The sequence below is a fragment of the Bordetella genomosp. 8 genome (assembly GCF_002119685.1).
Lineage (GTDB): Bacteria > Pseudomonadota > Gammaproteobacteria > Burkholderiales > Burkholderiaceae_B > Bordetella_C.
Genome location: NZ_CP021108.1, coordinates 565,852 through 583,983, shown reverse-complemented (window position 1 = coordinate 583,983; position 18,132 = coordinate 565,852). Strand labels below are relative to the sequence as shown.

The window sequence follows — 18,132 nt, the reverse complement described above, 5'->3', positions numbered from 1 at the left end:
TTGAAAAGTGGCCTTACAGGGCTTCGTAGCCGGAAGCGTCCAGCAGCTTGTCCAGATCGGCGGGATTGTCCGGCTTGATCTTGAAAATCCAGGCGGTATAGGCGCCGCCGTTGATCTGCGCGGGATCGGCTTCCAGCGCGTCGTTGAAGGCGACGATTTCGCCCGCGACCGGCGCATAGATGTCCGACGCGGCCTTGACCGACTCCACCACGCCGGCCGTATCGCCGGCGGCCAGCTTGGCGCCAACCTTGACGTCGCCGACGAAAACGAGATCGCCCAGTTGTTCCTGGGCCTGGTCGGTGATGCCGACGACGAACACGTCGCCTTCGGCTTTCACCCATTCATGCGATTCGGTGTATTTGCGATCGGTGGGCAGGCTCATGGAAGCAGCTCCTAAGAATTCAAAAACCGTATGGAGGATGGATGGAGAAGTAATGCGCGCCCCGCCCATGCGGCACGCGCCGGCATGGGCATCGCCAGTTTACGGTTGTTCGACGGCTTTGCCGTTGCGGACGAATGGCAATTTGCACACGGTGGCCGGCACCCATTTGCCCCGGATGTCCACTTCGACCGCATCGCCCGGCTTGACGTCCAGCGGCATGCGCGCGAAAGCGATCGACACGCCCAGCGTGGGCGACATCGTGCCGCTGGTGATTTCGCCGGCGCCGTGGGCCGTGCGCACCGCCATGTGGGCGCGCATGACGCCGCGCTCGTTCAGCTTCAGGCCCAGGAAGGCCGCCGGCGTGCCGAACTGCTCGATGGCCGCGCGGCCGATGAAGGCGCGGGCGGGATCCTTCAGGGACACGGTCCAGGTCAGCCCGGCCTGAGCGGGCTGGATCATTTCGTCCATGTCCTGGCCGTACAGGTTCATGCCGGCCTCCAGCCGCAGCGTGTCGCGCGCGCCCAGGCCGCAGGGACGCACGCCCTGCGCCGCGAGGTCCTGCCACAAGGCAGCGACTTCCGTGGCGGGCAGCACGATTTCGAAGCCGTCCTCGCCGGTATAACCGGTGCGCGCCACCAGGGTGTCCGTACCGAATTGCGCGGCCGTGAAAGGCGTCAGCCCTTCCGTATCGGCCTTCCAGGCCGGGCGCGCGGCCCAGACCTTGGCGCGCGCATTCGGCCCCTGCACGGCGACCATGGACAGATCCCGGCGCGGCGCGATCGAGACGGCGAGGCGGGAGGCGATCGCGATGCGTTGCATCCAGGCGACGTCCTTGTCGGCGGTGCCGGCATTGACCACGACGCGCCAGCGGTCGGCGGCGAAGAAATACACGATCAGGTCGTCGATGACGCCGCCTTCCGGATTCAGCATGCAGCTGTACAGCGCCTTGCCGGGCGTGGCCGTCAGCCTGGCGACGTCGTTGGCGATCAGGCGGCGCAGGAAGGCCATGGCGTCGGCGCCCGTGACGTCGACGTTGAGCATGTGCGAAACGTCGAACATGCCGGCGTCCTGGCGGACCGCGTGGTGCTCTTCCAGCTGCGAGCCATAAGCCAGCGGCATATTCCACCCGCCGAAGTCGACCATGCGCGCGCCGGCATCGATATGGGCTTGCGCCAAGGGGGTGTTCTTCAGGGAATGCGACATGGAAAAGGCTCCGGACAGCAGCGGTGGGCGGGTTGAAACGCTTCCGCCCCTCTGTCCTTTTGCCTGAGAGTTGCCCCGCGCATATGGAAAATGGCGGGTTTGCACCTTCGGCGTCCGGGCGCACCGCTCGACGGGTGGCCGGATCTCTCCAGAGCGCTGTGTTCACCCGGGGCGCCGATGCGGCGCGGCCTGGGCAAGGCATGCTGCGGTATGGGTTGCCTGAGCGATTCCGGGCGAATTGCGCCTTCGGCGGCGGCGCGCCGGGGCGTGCCGCTCTCTCCCGCACGATGCGTGACAGCGTGGCGAAGGATACAACTCAGGCCAGGGCGGTGTCCAGCAGCATCATCAGCACGAAGCCCAGCATCAGCCCGCCGGTGGCGAAGACCTCGTGCCCCTTGCGGTGCGATTCGGGGATGATCTCGTGGCTGATGACGAAGAGCATCGCGCCGGCGGCGAAGCCCAGGCCCCAGGGCAGCAGCACGGTCGACCACGCCATCACGGCGGCGCCGGCCAACGCGCCTATCGGTTCTATCAGGCCCGACACCATGCCCAGGACCACGGCAAACGTGCGCCCGTAGCCCGCCGCCAGCAGGGCAACGGCGACGACCAGGCCTTCCGGCACGTCCTGGATGGCGATGCCCGTGGCCAGCGCGCCGGCGCGCATGGGATCGGTCCCGCCGAATCCCACGCCTATCGCCAGGCCTTCCGGCAGGTTGTGCAGCATGACGGCGAAGATGAACAGCCAGGTGCGCTTGAGCATCCGTGCGTCATGTCCTTCCTTGCCCTTGATGAAATGCTCATGCGGTACGCAGCGCTCCAGCCAAAGCAAGGCTGCCCCGCCCAGCAGGATGGCCGCGCCCACGGTCATGCCGGCGCCCCACGGGCCGGCGCCGAGCTCGCGCGCGGCCTCGATGCCCGGCGCCACAAGGGAAAATGCGCTTGCCGCCAGCATCACGCCGGCGCCGAAACCGAACATCGTGTCCTGCACCCGTTCGGACAGCCGCTGGGAGAACATCACCGGCAGCGTGCCGGCGGCCGTGGCGCCGGCGGCGATCAGGCCGCCCAGCCAGGCGTCGGCGATCTGGGGATGGCTATCTTCCAGCGCCAGCCATATCCCCCAGGCGCCCAGCGCGGCAAGCAAGGGGACGACAACCATCAAGGCCTTGCCGGCGCCGGCATCGGCCAGCGAACGTATGTGCGTATTCATGTTGCGTCCCTTTTCGGTCGGTGCGCGTCCTTTTCACCCGCACGGCGCACGCGTGATGCGCAAGAGAGCAAAAATCGCGCCGCTGCCGGCGCGTCAGAGCGCCCTGCCGCAGGCAACGCCGGAGGCCCAGGCCCACTGGAAGTTGTAGCCGCCCAGCCAGCCGGTGACATCCACCGCCTCACCGATGAAATAGAGCCCCGGCACGGCGCGGGCCTGCATGCTCTTCTGGTCCAGCCCGCGCGTATCCACGCCCCCGCGCATGACTTCCGCCTTTTTATAACCGGCGGTGCCGGTGGGCACCAGGGTCCAGGCATGGATGTTCCGCGCCAGTTCGCGCAGCGCCTTGTCCGGAATATCCGCCAGCCGGGCGCCGGCCAGCGGCTGGCCACGCGCGTCCACGACCCCATGCAGCCACTGCTCGGCCAGCCTGCGCGGCCACAATGCCGACAGCGCCGTGCCGAGCTGCTGGCGCCCGCCGGACTTGGCTTCGATCAGTTCGCGCGCCAGGTCGCGGCCGCTGGCCAGATCCAATGTGATGGCTTCCCCGGGGTTCCAGTAGCTGGAGATCTGCAGGATGCCCGGACCCGACAGGCCACGGTGGGTGAACAGGATGTCTTCAAGGAATTCGCCCTGCCCGCTGCGCACGTCGGCTTCCAGGGCGACGCCGGACAAGGCGGCGAAAGGCGACCATAGCGCGGCGTCGAAGGTCAGCGGCACCAGCGCGGGGCGCGGCTCGACGACCTTCAGGCCGAACTGCCGCGCCACCTTCAAGGCGTAATCGGTGGCGCCGAGCTGCGGGATCGCCATGCCGCCGGTGGCCAGGACCACCCTGGCGGCGCGCAGCAGGCCGTGGCCGGCGGTGCGCAATTCGAAGCCGGCATCCGCCGCGCGGGCGATCTCCGCCACCGTGCACGGCATGCGCCACTGCACCTGGCCGGCGTCGCACTCGGCGCGCAGCACGTCGATGATGGACTCGCTGGAATCGTCGCAAAACAGCTGGCCGCGGTGCTTCTCGTGCCAGGACACGCGGTGGCGGCGCAGCAGGTCCAGGAAATCCCGCGGTCCGTAGCCGGCCAGCGCCGAACGGCAGAAATGCGGGTTCTCCGACAGGAAATTCGCCGGCCCGGTGCCGGTGTTGGTGAAGTTGCAGCGGCCGCCGCCGGAAATGCGGATTTTCTCCGCCAGCCGGTCGGCGTGGTCGATCAGCACGACCCGCAGGCCGCGCTGGCCGGCCACGGCGGCGCACATCATGCCCGCCGCGCCGGCGCCGATGATGGCGACGTCGAACATGCCGCGCGCCTTACTGGTCCTGGCCTTCCTTCAGGCAGTCGACGTAGTAGCGTACCTGGCCATTGTCATCGACGTCCTCGGCCAGGCCGTGGATATCGGTTTCAAAGCCGGGGAAGCGTTCGTTGAATTTGCGCGCGAACTGAAGGTACTGCACGATGGTCCGGTTGAAGCGCTCGCCCGGAATCAGCAGCGGGATGCCCGGCGGGTAAGGCGTCAACAGCACGCCGGTGACGCGGCCTTCGAGATCCTCGATGGCGACACGCTCCACCTGGCGATGCGCCATGCGGGCAAAGGCGTCGGAGGGCTTGAGGGCCGGCACCATGTCGCTCAGGTACATCTCGGTGGTCAGGCGCGCGACGTCGCTTTCGCGATAGGCGTGGTGGATCTGCTGGCAGAGGTCGCGCAGGCCGATGCGTTCGTACTGCCGATGGTCGCGGCAGAACTCCGGCAGGATGCGCCACATCGGCTGGTTGCGGTCGTAGTCGTCCTTGAACTGCTGCAGCGCCGTCAGCAGCGTGTTCCAGCGGCCCTTGGTGATGCCGATGGTGAACAGGATGAAGAAGGAATACAGGCCGGTCTTTTCCACGACCACGCCGTGCTCGGTCAGGTACTTGGAGACCAGCGCGGCCGGGATGCCGGTTTCGCCGAAGCTGCCCGAAATATCCAGGCCCGGGGTGATGATGGTGGCCTTGATGGGATCCAGCATGTTGAAGCCGTCGGCGATATCGCCGAAGCCATGCCAGTGGTCGCCGGATTCCAGCAGCCATTCATCGCGGTTGCCGATGCCGTCGGCCACCAGGCGGTTGGGACCCCACACCTTGAACCACCAGTCGTTGCGGCCGAACTCGGATTCCACCTTGCGCATGGCGCGGCGGAAATCCATGGCCTCGCGGATGCTTTCCTCGACCAGCGCGGTGCCGCCGGGCGGCTCCATCATCGCCGCGGCCACGTCGCAGGACGCGATGATCGCGTACTGCGGCGACGTGGACGTGTGCATCAGATAAGCTTCGTTGAAGATATTGCGATCCAGCTTGCGGGTCTTCGATTCCTGCACGATGATCTGCGAGGCCTGCGAAATGCCGGCCAGCAGCTTGTGCGTGGAGTGCGTGGCGAACACCATCGCGGATTCGCTGCGCGGGCGCCCTTGCCCGATCGCATGCATGTCCTGGTAGAACTCGTGGAAAGCCGCGTGCGGCAGCCAGGCCTCGTCGAAGTGCAGCGTATCGACGTAGTCGCCCAGCTTTTCCTTGATCATTTCGACGTTGTAGATCACGCCGTCGTAGGTGCTCTGGGTCAGCGTCAGGATGCGGGGCTTTTTGTCCTTCGCTTCGCGGGCGAAAGGATTGGCCTCGATCTTCTTCATGATGTTCTCGGGTTCGAATTCCTCGATGGGTATCGGCCCGATGATGCCCAGGTGGTTGCGCGTCGGCCGCAGGAATACGGGGATCGCGCCGGTCATCGTGATGGCGTGCAGGATGGACTTGTGGCAGTTGCGGTCGACCACCACGACGTCGCCGGCGGCGACGTTGGCGTGCCACACGACCTTGTTGGAAGTCGACGTGCCGTTGGTGACGAAGTAGCAGTGGTCGGCGTGGAAGATGCGGGCGGCGTTCAGTTCCGACTCGGCGACGGGGCCGGTGTGGTCCAGCAGCTGGCCCAGCTCGTCGACGGCGTTGCAGACGTCGGCGCGCAGCATGTTTTCGCCGAAGAACTGGTGGAACATCTGGCCTACCGGACTCTTCAGGAATGCCACGCCGCCGGAGTGGCCGGGGCAGTGCCACGAATACGAACCGTCCTGGGCGTACTTGACCAGTTCGCGGAAGAACGGCGGCGGCAGGCTGTCCACGTAGGCGCGGGCTTCGCGAATGATGTGGCGGGCCACGAACTCCGGCGTGTCCTCGAACATGTGGATGAAGCCGTGCAGCTCGCGCAGGATGTCGTTGGGGATGTGCTGCGAGGTGCGGGTTTCGCCGTACAGGTAGATCGGGATGTCCGCATTGCGAAAGCGCAGTTCGCCGATGAACGTCCGCAGGTTCTTGATGGCGCTGGCCACGTCTTCGGGCGAATCGACGTCGAATTCCTCGTCGTCGATCGACAGGATGAAGGCGCTGGCCCGGCTTTGCTGCTGCGCGAAGGAACTCAGGTCGCCATAGCTGGTGACGCCGAGCACCTCAACGCCCTCAGCCTCGATCGCCGCCGCGAGCGCGCGTATGCCCAGCCCCGAGGCGTTCTCGGAACGGTAGTCTTCGTCGATGATGACAATGGGAAAGCGGAATTTCATGCGGGGGGACTCCTGCGGGGTAGGGCCAAAGCCGACGCGAGTGTACTGCGGACAGGCGACAGGGGCGTTGCGGCCGCGCGGGTGAGCATCCGGCGTACCCGCGCCGGTCGTGGGGGTTAAAGTTGAGCACCGTTATCGGGCCAGCCCTGCCGGGCCGGTCCCTGGAGCCCCGAGTCGTGAACCCACCATCCGATCGCCTGACCTTCGCCGCCGTCGACGAGGCCGACTTCGACGCGCTCGCGGACCTGAGGATCGCCGCCATGCGCGAGAGCCTGGAGCGCGTGGGGCGCTTCGATCCGGACCGCGCGCGGCAGCGCCTGCGGGCGACGTACGCGCCGCACGACACGGTGACCATCCTGCGGGACGGCCACCGGATAGGCTTCTATACGCTGCGGCCCGAAGACGGGGCGCTCAAGCTGGATCATCTATACATCGTGCCGGGCCATCAGGGCGCGGGCATCGGCGCCACGGTACTGCGGCGGGTGTTCGAACGGGCCGATGCGCTCGGGCTGCCCGTGCGGGTCGGCGCATTGCGCGACAGCGCATCGAACCGTTTCTACCAGCGGCATGGCTTCGTGGAAACGAGCCAGGATACCTGGGACATCTACTACGAACGGGCGCCACAGGCGCGCGGCGCCTGACGCCGCCCCGGACGGCCTACAGCTACGACCCAGGCTCGGGCCAGGCCTGAGGCTGCGGCTGCCGGCCCGTCCTAGGGTAAGGCCGAAGTCCGTTTACGCCGAAGGCGTGGCAGGCTACGGCTGCGCCGCGGCACCCACAATTCTGTGCACGCGGCTTCCATTGCAACTTCAAGGGAATCAACATGCCCGCACTTACACGGCCTTCCGCCGTTCGTTTTTCCCACCTTGCCGGCCTGCTGGCCGCGGCCTTGCTGGCCACGGTGTCGGCGCAGGCCGCCACGACGCTGCAAATGACCACGGAATATCCGGCCAGCTCCATGCCCGGACTCGGCGTGTCGACCTTCGCCGCGCAGGTCAAGGAAAAGTCCCACGGGAACATCGTCATCGACACGAGCTTCGATGCGTCCAAGGGATACAAATCCGCGGACATGGTCGACGCCGTCCAGGCGCGCAAGGTCGACGCGGCGGACGCGTTCGCCGGTGGATTGGCCAATAAATATCCGATCTTCGGCGTTTCGTCGCTGCCCTTCCTGGCCGACTCCCTGGGCAAGGCCCGCGCTTTGCGCAACGCGGCGCGGCCCGTCTATGAGCGATTCCTGGCCGCGCACGGACAGAAACTGCTTTACACCACCCCGTGGCCGCCGTCCGGCATCTGGTCCAAGGGCCCGATCAAGACGGTGGCGGACCTGCAGGCGCTCTCCATCCGCACCTACGACGACGTTTCGCAGGCCACGATGACGCGGGCCGGCGCCAAGGCGTCCAACATATCGTTCGCCGACGCCATGCCGCGCCTGGCGTCCGGCGAGGTAAACGCCGTGCTGTCTTCCGGCGACGGCGGCGCCGGCCGCAAGCTGTGGCAGTACCTGACCTATTTCACGGAAGTGAACTACGCCATGCCGCTGTCGATCGCGACCATGAACCTGGACGCTTATCGGGCGCTGGACGCCAAGGACCGCAAGGCAGTGGACGAGGCGGCGGCCGCGACCGAAGCCGAGCAATGGAAGCGCATGGAAGGCCGCCTGGAGGAAAACCGCGCCAACATGCGCAAGAACGGCGTAACCATAGACTCCAGGGTACCCGCACCGGTGCAGGAGGCGCTCAGGAAAGCCGCTTCCGGCGCGCTGGCCGAATGGCAGGCCAAAACCGGCGCGGATGGCAAGGCAATCCTGGACCGGTATAAGGCAAAGTAAGCAGGCCTGTCCGTCAGGTCTTGGGCAGCGTGACGCCTTGCTGGCCCTGGTACTTGCCGCCGCGATCGCGGTAAGAGGTTTCGCAGACCTCGTCGCTTTCCAGGAACAGCATCTGGGCGCAGCCCTCGCCCGCGTAGATCTTGGCGGGCAGCGGCGTGGTGTTGGAGAACTCCAGCGTGACGTGGCCTTCCCATTCGGGTTCGAGCGGCGTCACGTTGACGATGATGCCGCAACGCGCGTAGGTGCTCTTGCCCAGGCATATCGTCAACACATTGCGTGGAATGCGGAAGTATTCGACGGTACGCGCCAGGGCGAACGAATTCGGCGGGATGATGCAGACGTCGCCCGTGAAATCGACAAAGGATTTTTCGTCGAAGTTCTTGGGATCGACGATGGTCGAGTTGATATTCGTGAATATCTTGAATTCGCTGGCGCAGCGCACGTCGTAGCCATAGCTGCTGGTGCCGTAGCTGACGATGCGGCCCCCATTCGACTCGCGCACCTGGCCGGGCTCGAAGGGTTCGATCATGCCGTTGGCCGCGGCGCGCCGGATCCACAGGTCGCTCTTGATGCTCATGGAAAGAAAGCCTCGCATTTGAAGTGGGGCGTATTTTAGCCCCCGCCGCCCTGCCCGCCCGGCCGCTCAATCGCCCAGAAAAGTCCGATACACCAGCTCCAGGCCGTTGACCGACCCGCCTTTCAGGTCCAAGGACCAGCGCCGCGACAGGCGATAGCTCAGCCGCCCCACCGTCTCCGAGCCCGCCAGGGCCTGCTCCACGCTCAGGGTGACGCCGTCCGCGAAGTTCTTGCTGGCCACGACGAACTGCGTCGCCAGGCTCTGGCTGGCATCCTGGTTCACATTACCCGCCACGGTCTGGTCCGGCAGCAGGCTGTTGGATCCGCCCAGGTTCCCGTTGCGCACCGTCACGTCGTCCAGGCCGAACTTCTTGTAGAAGGGTTCGCCATTGCCCAGCAGCGACGTGCCGAGCGACACCAGCAGCGCCGTGTCGTTGCCGCTGGCGTCCGGCGCGCGGCCGAGCACCAGCCAGGAGAGTTTTTCTTCGTCGCTGACATCGGGATAGGAGATCAGGTCGATCCGCGGCCGCTGCGCGGTGCCGCTGACGCGCACACCCGCCTCGACCTGTTCGCCGGTGCGCAGCGCCTCGATGTCCAGCAAGGGATTGTCCAGCGCGCCCTGGAAGGTCACCGTCCCACGCCTCAGTTGCAAACGCTGGCCGTAGGCATCGATGCGGCCCGCGCGGGTCCGCAGCGCGCCCGTGCCCGACAGCCGGTTGTCGATGTAGCGGATGCGGATGGAGCCGCCCAGCGCGGCGTCCAGGCCCATGCCCGTCAGGTAGAAGCGCGAGCCCAGGTCCACGTTCAGGTCCATATCGGTCTGCAGCGGCGTCGAAGGCGCGGGTTCGTCGGTGCCCGGCCGGTGGACCACGACATCGCCATCCAGCGAGGGCACCTCGCTCAGGACTTCTATGCTGGCCCAGCCGGCGTCCGCCTTCACGTCGCCGCGGATCGACAGGCGCGGAAGCATCGCGTCGATGTCGATGGTGCCGGACATCATCGCGAACCGGTCCGCGCGCTGTATGACGGGGAACCTGCGCAGGACCACGTGCACCTTTCCGCCGTTATCGGCCAGCCGCCAGCTGCCGCTGGCATCGATGTAGCCGTTCTTCGCGTCCGGATCGCGGGTCACCCAGGCACGCGTGCGCGCCTCGGTGGGCAGCACGCGCAGCACCGCCGGAAAGCGCAGCGACTCGACGATCAGCCTGTCCTCCTGCAAGCGCGCGGATAGCGTGCCGTCGATGAAACGCACCCCGTCGTCGATGCGCACATAGCGCAGCCCCTGGCCTCGCACCGTACCGTTGGCCGTCCAGGCGCCGCCCGGCATGCCCTGGACCTGTATGTTGGCCTTCACCGCACCGCCGATCTCGGTACTGTCGCCGGTGAACAGCTCGACCCATTTGAGGTCCGCGATGTCGGCGTCCAGCGACGCGCGCAGCGGCTGGCGCGGCGCCAGGCCGATGCCGCCGTCGGACGTCGCCGCCAGCATGGCGGTGCCGCTGCCCCGCAGCGTCCCCATGGTCGCCGTGTCCACCCGCAAACTGGCGTCGACGCGGCTGCTGCGTCCGCCGGCGGACGTGGCGTTCAAGTCCAGCACCAGGTCCCGCAGCCCGAGCGGTATGGGCGGATCGCCCGGTATCAACAGGTCGCCGGATCGGCGCGCCACCCGGGCCTTGCCGGTCAGGGCGCCCGAATAACGCAGGTCCCAGGAGACATCCAGGGCGATGCGCCGTTGGCTGGCGGGTACGCGGGCGTTGACCCGTTGCGGCCGCCCCTGCGCATCGCGGTCGGGCTCGTCTTTTCCCAGCGCGCGCTGGATACGGCGCATCATGGCGGGCGTCAGCACCAGATCGTCCACGCGGCCGGCGGTTTCCCAACGGCCGGGACCGCCGCGCGAACCGGCGTGGTCCAGTACGAAGCGGTCGCCGCCCGGGACCTGCAGGTCGATACGCCCCGGTCCCGCCTGCCACTGCCACAATGGAGCGCTGGCATGCGGGAGGAAGGCCACGGCCACTGGTTTGGGCGAAGCCACTTCGAAGCCTGCATGGGTGAAGGTCAGGCGGGAAACCGTGCCGCGCCATCCCAGTTCGCGCGCGGCCGCGTCGGTGCCGGAGCCGGTGCCATAGCCGCCGCTGACGTCCAGGCTGGCCTGCATGGGCGCGCTGCCGAGTATGCCGGGCCGCGAGCGCACCGGCGTATAGCCGCCGCGCAATTCCAGCCGGTGACGGGCCGGCGTGCCGGTCAGTTTGGCTTGCAGCGTGGCGGCGCCCTCCAGGCCGGGCCAGAAGGCCGCCAGCGCGGGCGCTGCCGCATCGATCGTGATGGCGCCGGCGCCCGGATTGATATCGCCGCGTGCCTGCACCCGATTGGCGCCCAGGCGCAGATCCACGGCCAGGCCTTGCACGCGCACGTCCCCCAGGGCCGTGGTCCAGTCGGCCGTCGGCTGCGCGTAGGCCGCCGTCGTCAGGCGGCCGCGCGCGGTGCCCTGCAGCGGCTGCCTGTTCCAGCGGCTGCCCTGGGCGATGGACAGGTCCAGCTGTCCATCCCGCAACACGTAGCCATCCGTCAACAGGGCGTCGAAGCGGCCCTGGGTGGTCAGCACGCCGGGCGGCACGGCATTGCCGGACAGGCGCGCGAGATCCAGCCGGTCGGCGGCAATGGTGCCCTGCAGGCGCAGGCCCTGCGCGGCGGCGTCAATCGGGGCGCCGGCAGGGGCGCCGGCCGGGTTCGCCGTCAGGGTGATCGCCGCCGAGGTACCGTCCGGCAGCCGCAACGATGCATCGGCGGTGCGCACGGGCAGCGCGTCGCGCGGGACCAGTTGCGCCTTGGCGGACAACACCGCGCCCGCGCCCTGGGCCGCGACGGTGGCCGACATGCCGTCCAACGAACCGTCGACGCCAATGTCCGCCTGAACCAGGCAAGGGTCCGGCGCGGCGGTCGCCGACGCGGTCCCCGCGGATGTCGCGGATGCCGCCGGCGTCGATGTGGCCGCCGCGGGCTTCGATGCAGCCGGCGCGATGTCCTCCACGTACCGGCCCACGCACACGGGCGAATCCGGCGTGCGTCCCCGGGCGTCCACGTGCAGTTGCGCGGACAGCGGCCAGGGCGCGGCTAATTGCCGCAGATCCGCCTGGCCATGGATATCCGCGTCCGCCAACGCGTGCCCCACATGCAGGCTATCGACCTGCAGATGCGCGCCAGCGGCATTCGCGCGCAGCGCCGCCTGCAAGCCGCTCAAGGCGACCGGCAAGGGCTTGCCATCCTGCCGCAGCGTGAAGTCGCCCACGAACAGGCGCTCCACCACGACATCCAGCGGAATCGAAATCGGCTGCTCCGCCTGGCCGTCCGGGACCGACGCATCCGCGGCCGACGGTCCCAGATCCACCGCCAGGCTGGCCGCGGACAATTCGTGGACATGCAGCCGCCGCCGCAGCAGATCCGGCCATGCCACCTGCAGCGACAGGTCGCGCGCATCCACGGACACGCCCCCCGTCGCGATGGCCAGATGGCCGATACGCAGGCCGCGCCACACGGAACCGCCGACGTCCTGCGCCTGCCCCCCCGCGTACGGCAAGGCGGTACGCAGCAGCCATTGCGCACCGGCCTGGCTGCCCACCACCCACACGCCCGCCGCGACCGCGGCGCACAGGAACAGCAGCAGTGTGGGCACCCACCATACCAGCACGTTGCGCAGCAGCCGGACCAGGATCTTCAAAATGCGATCCCCAGCGAAAAGGCCAGCCGCAGGGAGTGATCGCGCTGGCCGTAGGCGACATCCAGGAACAGCGGGCCGGCGGGCGTGCGCACCCGCGCGCCGACGCCATAGCCGACCGCCATGCGCATATCGCCGAAGGACTGCGCCGCATCGCCCGCATCGACGAAGAAGCCCACGCCCCAGCGTTCATCGAAATAATGGTCGTATTCGACGCTGCCCACCAGCAAGGTGGGCGCGTCCACCACCGCGTCGCCGCGGTCGGCGCCTATGCTCAGATAGGGATAGCCCCGGATGCTGCGCGCGCCGCCCGTACGGAAACCGAAGTCCGGCGGAACGCGCGTGCTGTCCGACCATACCTTGCCGATTTCGCCGCGCACCGTGAACACATCACGTTCGCCTACCGGCCACCAGCGCTGCGCGCGCGCCCTGGCGCGGCTGTAGGGCCGGCCGGTGTCCAGCGTGACGCCCAGGCCGCCACCCAGCGACACCAGATTGCCGTCACGCGGATCGTATTTGTTGTCGACGTCGCGCCGCAGCCACTCGACGGTGCCGGTCAGGCTGGGCAGGTCATAATCGCTGGCCCCTTCGATCCGCACGCTGTCGTGCGCCGCCAGCAGGCCCCAGCGGGTTTCGTAGTCCACGTTGCCGGAACCGTGCCGCTCCTGCAGCCGCGTCGCCCCCAGGGCGAAGCGTGTCACTTCCTGTCCCTGGATATCGGAATGCTCGGCCAGCACGCCTATGCTGTCCTTGTTGCCGCTGCCATCCGGCGGCAGATAGAAGTCGGTGTAGACGCGCTGGCGCAGGCGGTTCACGCCAAAGCCGGATTCCATGGTCAGCGGCTGGCCGAACACCACCTGCTGGCGGTACAGGGCCTCCACGCCCACGCCGACGTCGCTGTCCACGCCCAGCGACGCGGAAAAACGCTTGGGCGGGGCCTCGACCACCCGCACCTGCACCGGCAGCGTGATCTCGCTGTCGCTGTCCATCGCCTTGGCAGGCTGGCTGCCCGCCGCCACGCTGGGGTCGCCCTGCGGCGTGGACCTGGCGGGCGTCTGCTCCGGCGGCGTCTCGCGCGTGCCGTCCGGCCGCACCATCGACACGAAGGCGCCGCGAAAAAAAGACGTCCCCTGCAAAGCCTGCTGCCAGTTGTTCAGTTTGTCCTGATCGTAGGCTTCACCCTGCGTGTAGCGCACGTAGCGTCGCACCAGCGACGCCGGCACGCGCTCCAGCCCCTGGATTTCCAGCATGCCCATGCGCACCGCCGGACCGCTGTCGATGACGACCTTCAGCCGCACCTCGCCCTGTTCCGGCTGCACGTCCGCCGACGACGCGGCGATGCGCGCCAGCAGGAAATCGTGATCGCTGACATCATTCAGCAGGCCGGACTTGGCCTTGTTCCAGTCTTCATTGACGAAGGGGCGTCCCGCTGGCAACGACCAGTTCTTGCGCAGCACCGCGATACGGCCGGCATAGCGCGGTTGGGTGATGCGGCCGGTAAAGGACAGATCGACGGCGACGACTTTGGCCCGGACGCCGGCGTCGATGGCGATATTCCAGGTACCGCCGTTGACCGCGCCGCCGGGCGTGTCGCTACCGGTCTTCAGCGTGACCTGGGCCTGGAAATAGCCTTGGGTCGCCAATGCCGCCATGGCCGCGTCGCGCGCGCGGCGGCGCAGGCGGTCGGCCTCGCCGCCGTCCTGGTCCGACGCCAGCCTGGCGATGACCTCGACGGCGTCGCGGACCGCCTTGACCGATGCCGGGTCGACCGCGCCCGGCTCGATGACGACTTCAGGCTTGGCGTAAGCGGTTGCTGACCACGCCAGCAGGGCGCAAAGCAGTATGCCCGCAAGCCATCGCATGCGTCAGGGTTGCTGGACGACGACATTCGGGAACTTGCCCGCCATGTCGCGTGGCAGCTCCGCCACCGCCACGGCGACGCGGCGGGCGATGTCGCGATACAGGCCCGCGGCCTCGCTGGCGGGATCGGCCACCACCGTGGGGTTGCCCGCGTCCGTCTGCTCGCGGATGTTCATGGTCAGCGGCAGGCCGCCCAGCCACCTGGCGTTGTACTGCTCCGCCATGCGCTTGCCGCCGCCCGCGCCGAAGATGGCTTCGGCATGGCCGCAATTGCTGCAGATGTGCATGGACATGTTTTCGACCACGCCCAGGATGGGCACTTCGACCTTCTCGAACATGCGCAGGCCCTTGCGCGCGTCCAGCAATGCGATGTCCTGCGGCGTGGTGACGATCACGGCGCCCACCACCGGCACCTTCTGCGCCAGGGTCAGGGCGATGTCGCCGGTGCCCGGGGGCATATCGACGATCAGGTAATCGAGCGCGCGCCAGTTGGTCTGGCGCAGCAGCTGTTCCAGCGCCTGGGTGACCATGGGACCGCGCCAGATGGCGGGCGAATCGGCGTCGATCAGGAAACCGATGGAGTTCGCCTGCAGCCCGTGGCCCTGCAAGGGCTCCATGGACTTGTTGTCATGGCTGACCGGCCGTCCGGAAATGCCCAGCATGGTAGGCACGCTGGGACCGTAGATGTCCGCGTCCAATACCCCCACCTGCGCGCCTTCGGCCGCCAGGGCCAGCGCCAGGTTGACGGCGGTGGTGCTCTTGCCCACGCCGCCCTTGCCGGATGCCACCGCGATGATGTTGGCGACGTTGGGCAGGGGCTTGAGCCCGCGCTGCACCGCATGCGCGGCGATTTTCCACGTGACCGATACCTGGGCCCCGGGCGCGCCGCCCGCGGCCAGCGCATCGATCGCCGCCTGCCGCAAGGCCTGCTGCTGGGTGCGCGCCGGGTAGCCCAGCTCGATGGCCACGGTCAAAGGATGGGCATCCAAATGGATGTCGCGGTCTTTTACATATTTACCGATACTGGCGCCGGTCAGCGGGTCCGTTACACCTTCCAGGACCGCCTTTATTTGTTGGATCGTCAAACTCATGTCACTATATTCCCACAGGCATGGCCAGGTTTTGGCGAGCCTGCCCCGGTCGCAGCCTGTTTTCTCAGCACCGTGCGGCTTTCATCGCTCCTGCATTGTTGCAAGGATAGCGGAATCCGCAGGAACTTTTCGGCGCCCCAAGCGTCATTTCTAGCATGGACAACGCTCTTACACGCTTCCTGCGCGCCCTCGCCTTCACGGTGCTTGCCCTTATCGGCGGCGTCATGGCCCTGGTATTCATGGTGTCCACCGCCATCGCGGTCGGCATCCTGTATGTGATCGCCAAGGTCCGTGGCCGTCCGTTCGGCGTAAAGGCCTACTGGCATCAGCGCAACGCATCCCGCGGCCCCGCCGCCGGCCCTTTCCAGGGCGTACGCCCCGACGTCATCGACGTCGAAGTGCGCGAAGTCCGCTAGGCGCCACGCGGCGCACTACCCGGGTAAACGCATCCCGCGGGGCGACCGCCGGAACTGGCTCTAAAATGCCGGGTCCGGTTTCCCACTTCGCCCCTCGGTTATGTCACGCACCCTGTTCGTCACCACCGCCCTGCCCTACGCCAATGGCTCTTTCCACATTGGCCACATCATGGAATACATCCAGGCCGATATCTGGGTGAGGACCATGCGCATGGCCGGGCATACGGTGCACTTCGTCGGGGCCGATGACGCCCACGGCGCGCCCATCATGCTGAAGGCCGAGAGCGAAGGCATTACGCCACGCGACCTGGTCGCCCGCTACGCCGCCGAGCGGCCACGCTACCTGAACGGCTTCCACATCCGCTTCGATCACTGGCATTCCACGGACTCGCCGGAAAACGTCGCGCTGTCGCAGGAAATCTACCGCGCCCTCAAGGCCCAGGGCCTGATCGAGACCCGCACCATCGAGCAGTTCTACGATCCGGTCAAGGGCATGTTCCTGGCGGACCGCTATATCAAGGGCGAGTGCCCGGTCTGCCATTCCAAGGACCAGTATGGCGATTCCTGCGAGGTCTGCGGAGCCGTCTACGCGCCCACCGAACTGATCAATCCCTATTCGACGCTGACCAAGGCCACCCCGGTCCTGAAGAGCTCGGAGCATTTCTTCTTCAAGCTGTCGGATCCGCGCTGTGTCGCCTTCCTGCGCGACTGGACGGCCGGCGGCAACGCCGCCGGCACGCGCCACCTGCAACCCGAAGTGCTGGCCAAGACGCGCGAGTGGCTGGGCGCCGATGACGCCGAAGCCAAGCTGGGCGACTGGGACATTTCGCGCGAAGCCCCCTATTTCGGCATCGAAATCCCGGATGCGCCGGGCAAGTACTTTTACGTCTGGCTGGACGCCCCCGTCGGCTACCTGGCGTCGCTCAAGGCCTACTGCGACAAGCAGGGCCTTGATTTCGACGCGCTGCTGGACCCGGCCGGCCCGACCGAGCAGGTGCACTTCATCGGCAAGGACATCATCTACTTCCACGCCCTGTTCTGGCCCGCGATGCTGAAGTTCGCCGGCCGCAAGACCCCCGACGCCTTGAACGTGCATGGATTCATCACCGTCAGCGGCGAGAAGATGTCCAAGAGCCGCGGCACCGGCATTTCGCCGCTGCGCTATCTGGACGTGGGCATGGATCCGGAATGGCTGCGCTACTACATCGCGGCCAAACTGAACGCCAAGGTGGAAGACGTCGATTTCACCGCGGAAGACTTCATCGCCCGGGTCAACAGCGACCTGATAGGCAAGTACGTGAACATCGCCAGCCGTGCGGCGAATTTCATTACGCGGCACTTCAACGGCGCGCTGGCCTACCAGGGCGATACGCAGGCGCTGTCCGCCGAAGTCGCGGAGCAGGCGGCCGCCGTGCAGGCCGCGCTGGAAGCCCGGGAATACGGGCGCGCCATCCGCGACATCATGGCGTACGCGGATCGCATCAACCAGGCCTTCGATGCCGCCCAGCCCTGGGTCATGGCCAAGGGCATCGCCACCGCCAGCGATGAACAGAAGGCCACGCTGCAGGACATCTGCTCGCGCGCACTGGCCGGCTTCAAGGCGCTGTCGGTGATGCTCGCGCCGGTGCTGCCGGCGCTGGCCGACCGTGTCGCGCGCGAACTGTTTGGCCAGCCGGCGGCCTTCGTCTGGCAGGACGCGGCCATGCTGCCGCTGGGCATCGCCCCGTTCAAGCACTTGATGCAGCGCGTCGACCCCGCCATGCTGGACGCCCTGGTGGATGCCCCGGCGGAAGCCGGTGCGAACGCCGCGGCGCAGGGCGGCGCCAAACCGTCAGCCAAGGCCGCCGCGAAGCCTGCCGCCACGGAAGGCGGCGCGGGCCAAGCCGGCGGGCAGCCGGCAGGCGACGGCCCCGCCCCAGGCGGCGAGGCGATTGCCGACACGATCACCATCGACGACTTCGCCAAGATCGACCTGCGCGTCGCGCGTATCGTGAACTGCGAAGAAGTCGAAGGCTCCAGCAAGCTGCTGCGCCTGACGCTGGACGTCGGCGAAGGCCGCCATCGCAATGTGTTTTCCGGCATCAAGTCGGCCTACCGGCCGCAGGACCTGATCGGCAAGCTGACCGTGATGGTCGCCAACCTGGCGCCGCGCAAAATGAAGTTCGGCGTCTCGGAAGGCATGGTGCTGGCCGCCAGCCACGCCGATGAATCGGCCCATCCGGGGATCTACGTACTGGAGCCGGGCTCGGGCGCACAGCCTGGCATGCGCGTCAGCTAAAACAC

The 18,132-nt window shown here is 67.4% G+C and carries 13 protein-coding genes and 2 riboswitches; of the genes, 4 read left to right on the top strand and 9 right to left on the bottom strand.

The genetic code is table 11. From position 1 onward, the window contains the following. Positions 1–13: 13 nt before the first annotated feature. The 5 genes from gcvH to CAL12_RS02635 all read right to left on the bottom strand — a co-directional run bounded on the left by gcvH (position 14) and on the right by CAL12_RS02635 (position 6,363). Positions 14–382, bottom strand: a complete 369-nt coding sequence (gcvH, locus tag CAL12_RS02655) for a glycine cleavage system protein GcvH (RefSeq protein WP_086063068.1) — start codon at positions 380–382, stop codon at positions 14–16. 99 nt (positions 383–481) lie between these two features. Next, on the bottom strand, positions 482–1,585 hold the full coding sequence (gcvT, locus tag CAL12_RS02650; protein ID WP_086063067.1) for a glycine cleavage system aminomethyltransferase GcvT: 1,104 nt from the start codon (positions 1,583–1,585) through the stop codon (positions 482–484). 41 nt (positions 1,586–1,626) lie between these two features. Beyond that, positions 1,627–1,747, bottom strand: a riboswitch (glycine riboswitch). A 34-nt stretch (positions 1,748–1,781) separates the two neighbouring features. After that, a riboswitch (glycine riboswitch) is annotated at positions 1,782–1,878 on the bottom strand. Positions 1,879–1,901: 23 nt separating this feature from the next. After that, complete coding sequence (locus CAL12_RS02645; protein ID WP_086063066.1) at positions 1,902–2,792, bottom strand: ZIP family metal transporter; 891 nt, start codon at positions 2,790–2,792, stop codon at positions 1,902–1,904. A 93-nt stretch (positions 2,793–2,885) separates the two neighbouring features. Continuing rightward, positions 2,886–4,082, bottom strand: a complete 1,197-nt coding sequence (locus CAL12_RS02640; RefSeq protein WP_086063065.1) for an NAD(P)/FAD-dependent oxidoreductase — start codon at positions 4,080–4,082, stop codon at positions 2,886–2,888. Between the two features lie 10 nt (positions 4,083–4,092). After that, positions 4,093–6,363: an arginine/lysine/ornithine decarboxylase gene (locus CAL12_RS02635; RefSeq protein ID WP_086063064.1), complete on the bottom strand. Its 2,271-nt coding sequence runs from the start codon at positions 6,361–6,363 to the stop codon at positions 4,093–4,095. 176 nt (positions 6,364–6,539) lie between these two features. On the opposite strand from CAL12_RS02635, the gene CAL12_RS02630 reads away from it, so the two are divergent. Both CAL12_RS02630 and CAL12_RS02625 read left to right on the top strand, forming a co-directional pair. Beyond that, positions 6,540–7,004 (top strand): GNAT family N-acetyltransferase, encoded by a 465-nt coding sequence (locus CAL12_RS02630; protein WP_232464678.1) that lies wholly within the window; start codon positions 6,540–6,542, stop codon positions 7,002–7,004. A 182-nt stretch (positions 7,005–7,186) separates the two neighbouring features. Further along, positions 7,187–8,194 (top strand): TRAP transporter substrate-binding protein, encoded by a 1,008-nt coding sequence (locus CAL12_RS02625; protein WP_086063063.1) that lies wholly within the window; start codon positions 7,187–7,189, stop codon positions 8,192–8,194. Positions 8,195–8,207: 13 nt separating this feature from the next. Here the strand turns inward: CAL12_RS02625 and dcd are convergent, their stop codons facing one another. From dcd to apbC, 4 genes are all read right to left on the bottom strand, one after another. Next, on the bottom strand, positions 8,208–8,771 hold the full coding sequence (dcd, locus tag CAL12_RS02620; protein ID WP_086063062.1) for a dCTP deaminase: 564 nt from the start codon (positions 8,769–8,771) through the stop codon (positions 8,208–8,210). Positions 8,772–8,837: 66 nt separating this feature from the next. Beyond that, positions 8,838–12,485, bottom strand: coding sequence for a translocation/assembly module TamB domain-containing protein (locus CAL12_RS02615; protein WP_086063061.1), 3,648 nt, complete (start codon positions 12,483–12,485; stop codon positions 8,838–8,840). Beyond that, entirely contained in the window at positions 12,482–14,344 is a 1,863-nt protein-coding gene (locus tag CAL12_RS02610) for an autotransporter assembly complex protein TamA (RefSeq protein ID WP_086063060.1), read from the bottom strand. Before CAL12_RS02610 ends, CAL12_RS02615 begins: the two co-directional genes overlap by 4 nt. A 3-nt stretch (positions 14,345–14,347) precedes the next feature. Then, positions 14,348–15,433, bottom strand: a complete 1,086-nt coding sequence (apbC, locus tag CAL12_RS02605; RefSeq protein ID WP_086063059.1) for an iron-sulfur cluster carrier protein ApbC — start codon at positions 15,431–15,433, stop codon at positions 14,348–14,350. Between the two features lie 155 nt (positions 15,434–15,588). Here apbC and CAL12_RS02600 point away from each other — a divergent pair, with 155 nt between their 5' ends. Both CAL12_RS02600 and metG read left to right on the top strand, forming a co-directional pair. Then, entirely contained in the window at positions 15,589–15,849 is a 261-nt protein-coding gene (locus CAL12_RS02600) for a hypothetical protein (RefSeq protein ID WP_086063058.1), read from the top strand. A gap of 100 nt (positions 15,850–15,949) precedes the next feature. After that, positions 15,950–18,127 (top strand): methionine--tRNA ligase, encoded by a 2,178-nt coding sequence (gene metG / locus CAL12_RS02595; protein ID WP_086063057.1) that lies wholly within the window; start codon positions 15,950–15,952, stop codon positions 18,125–18,127. The last annotated feature ends 5 nt before the right edge of the window (positions 18,128–18,132 follow it).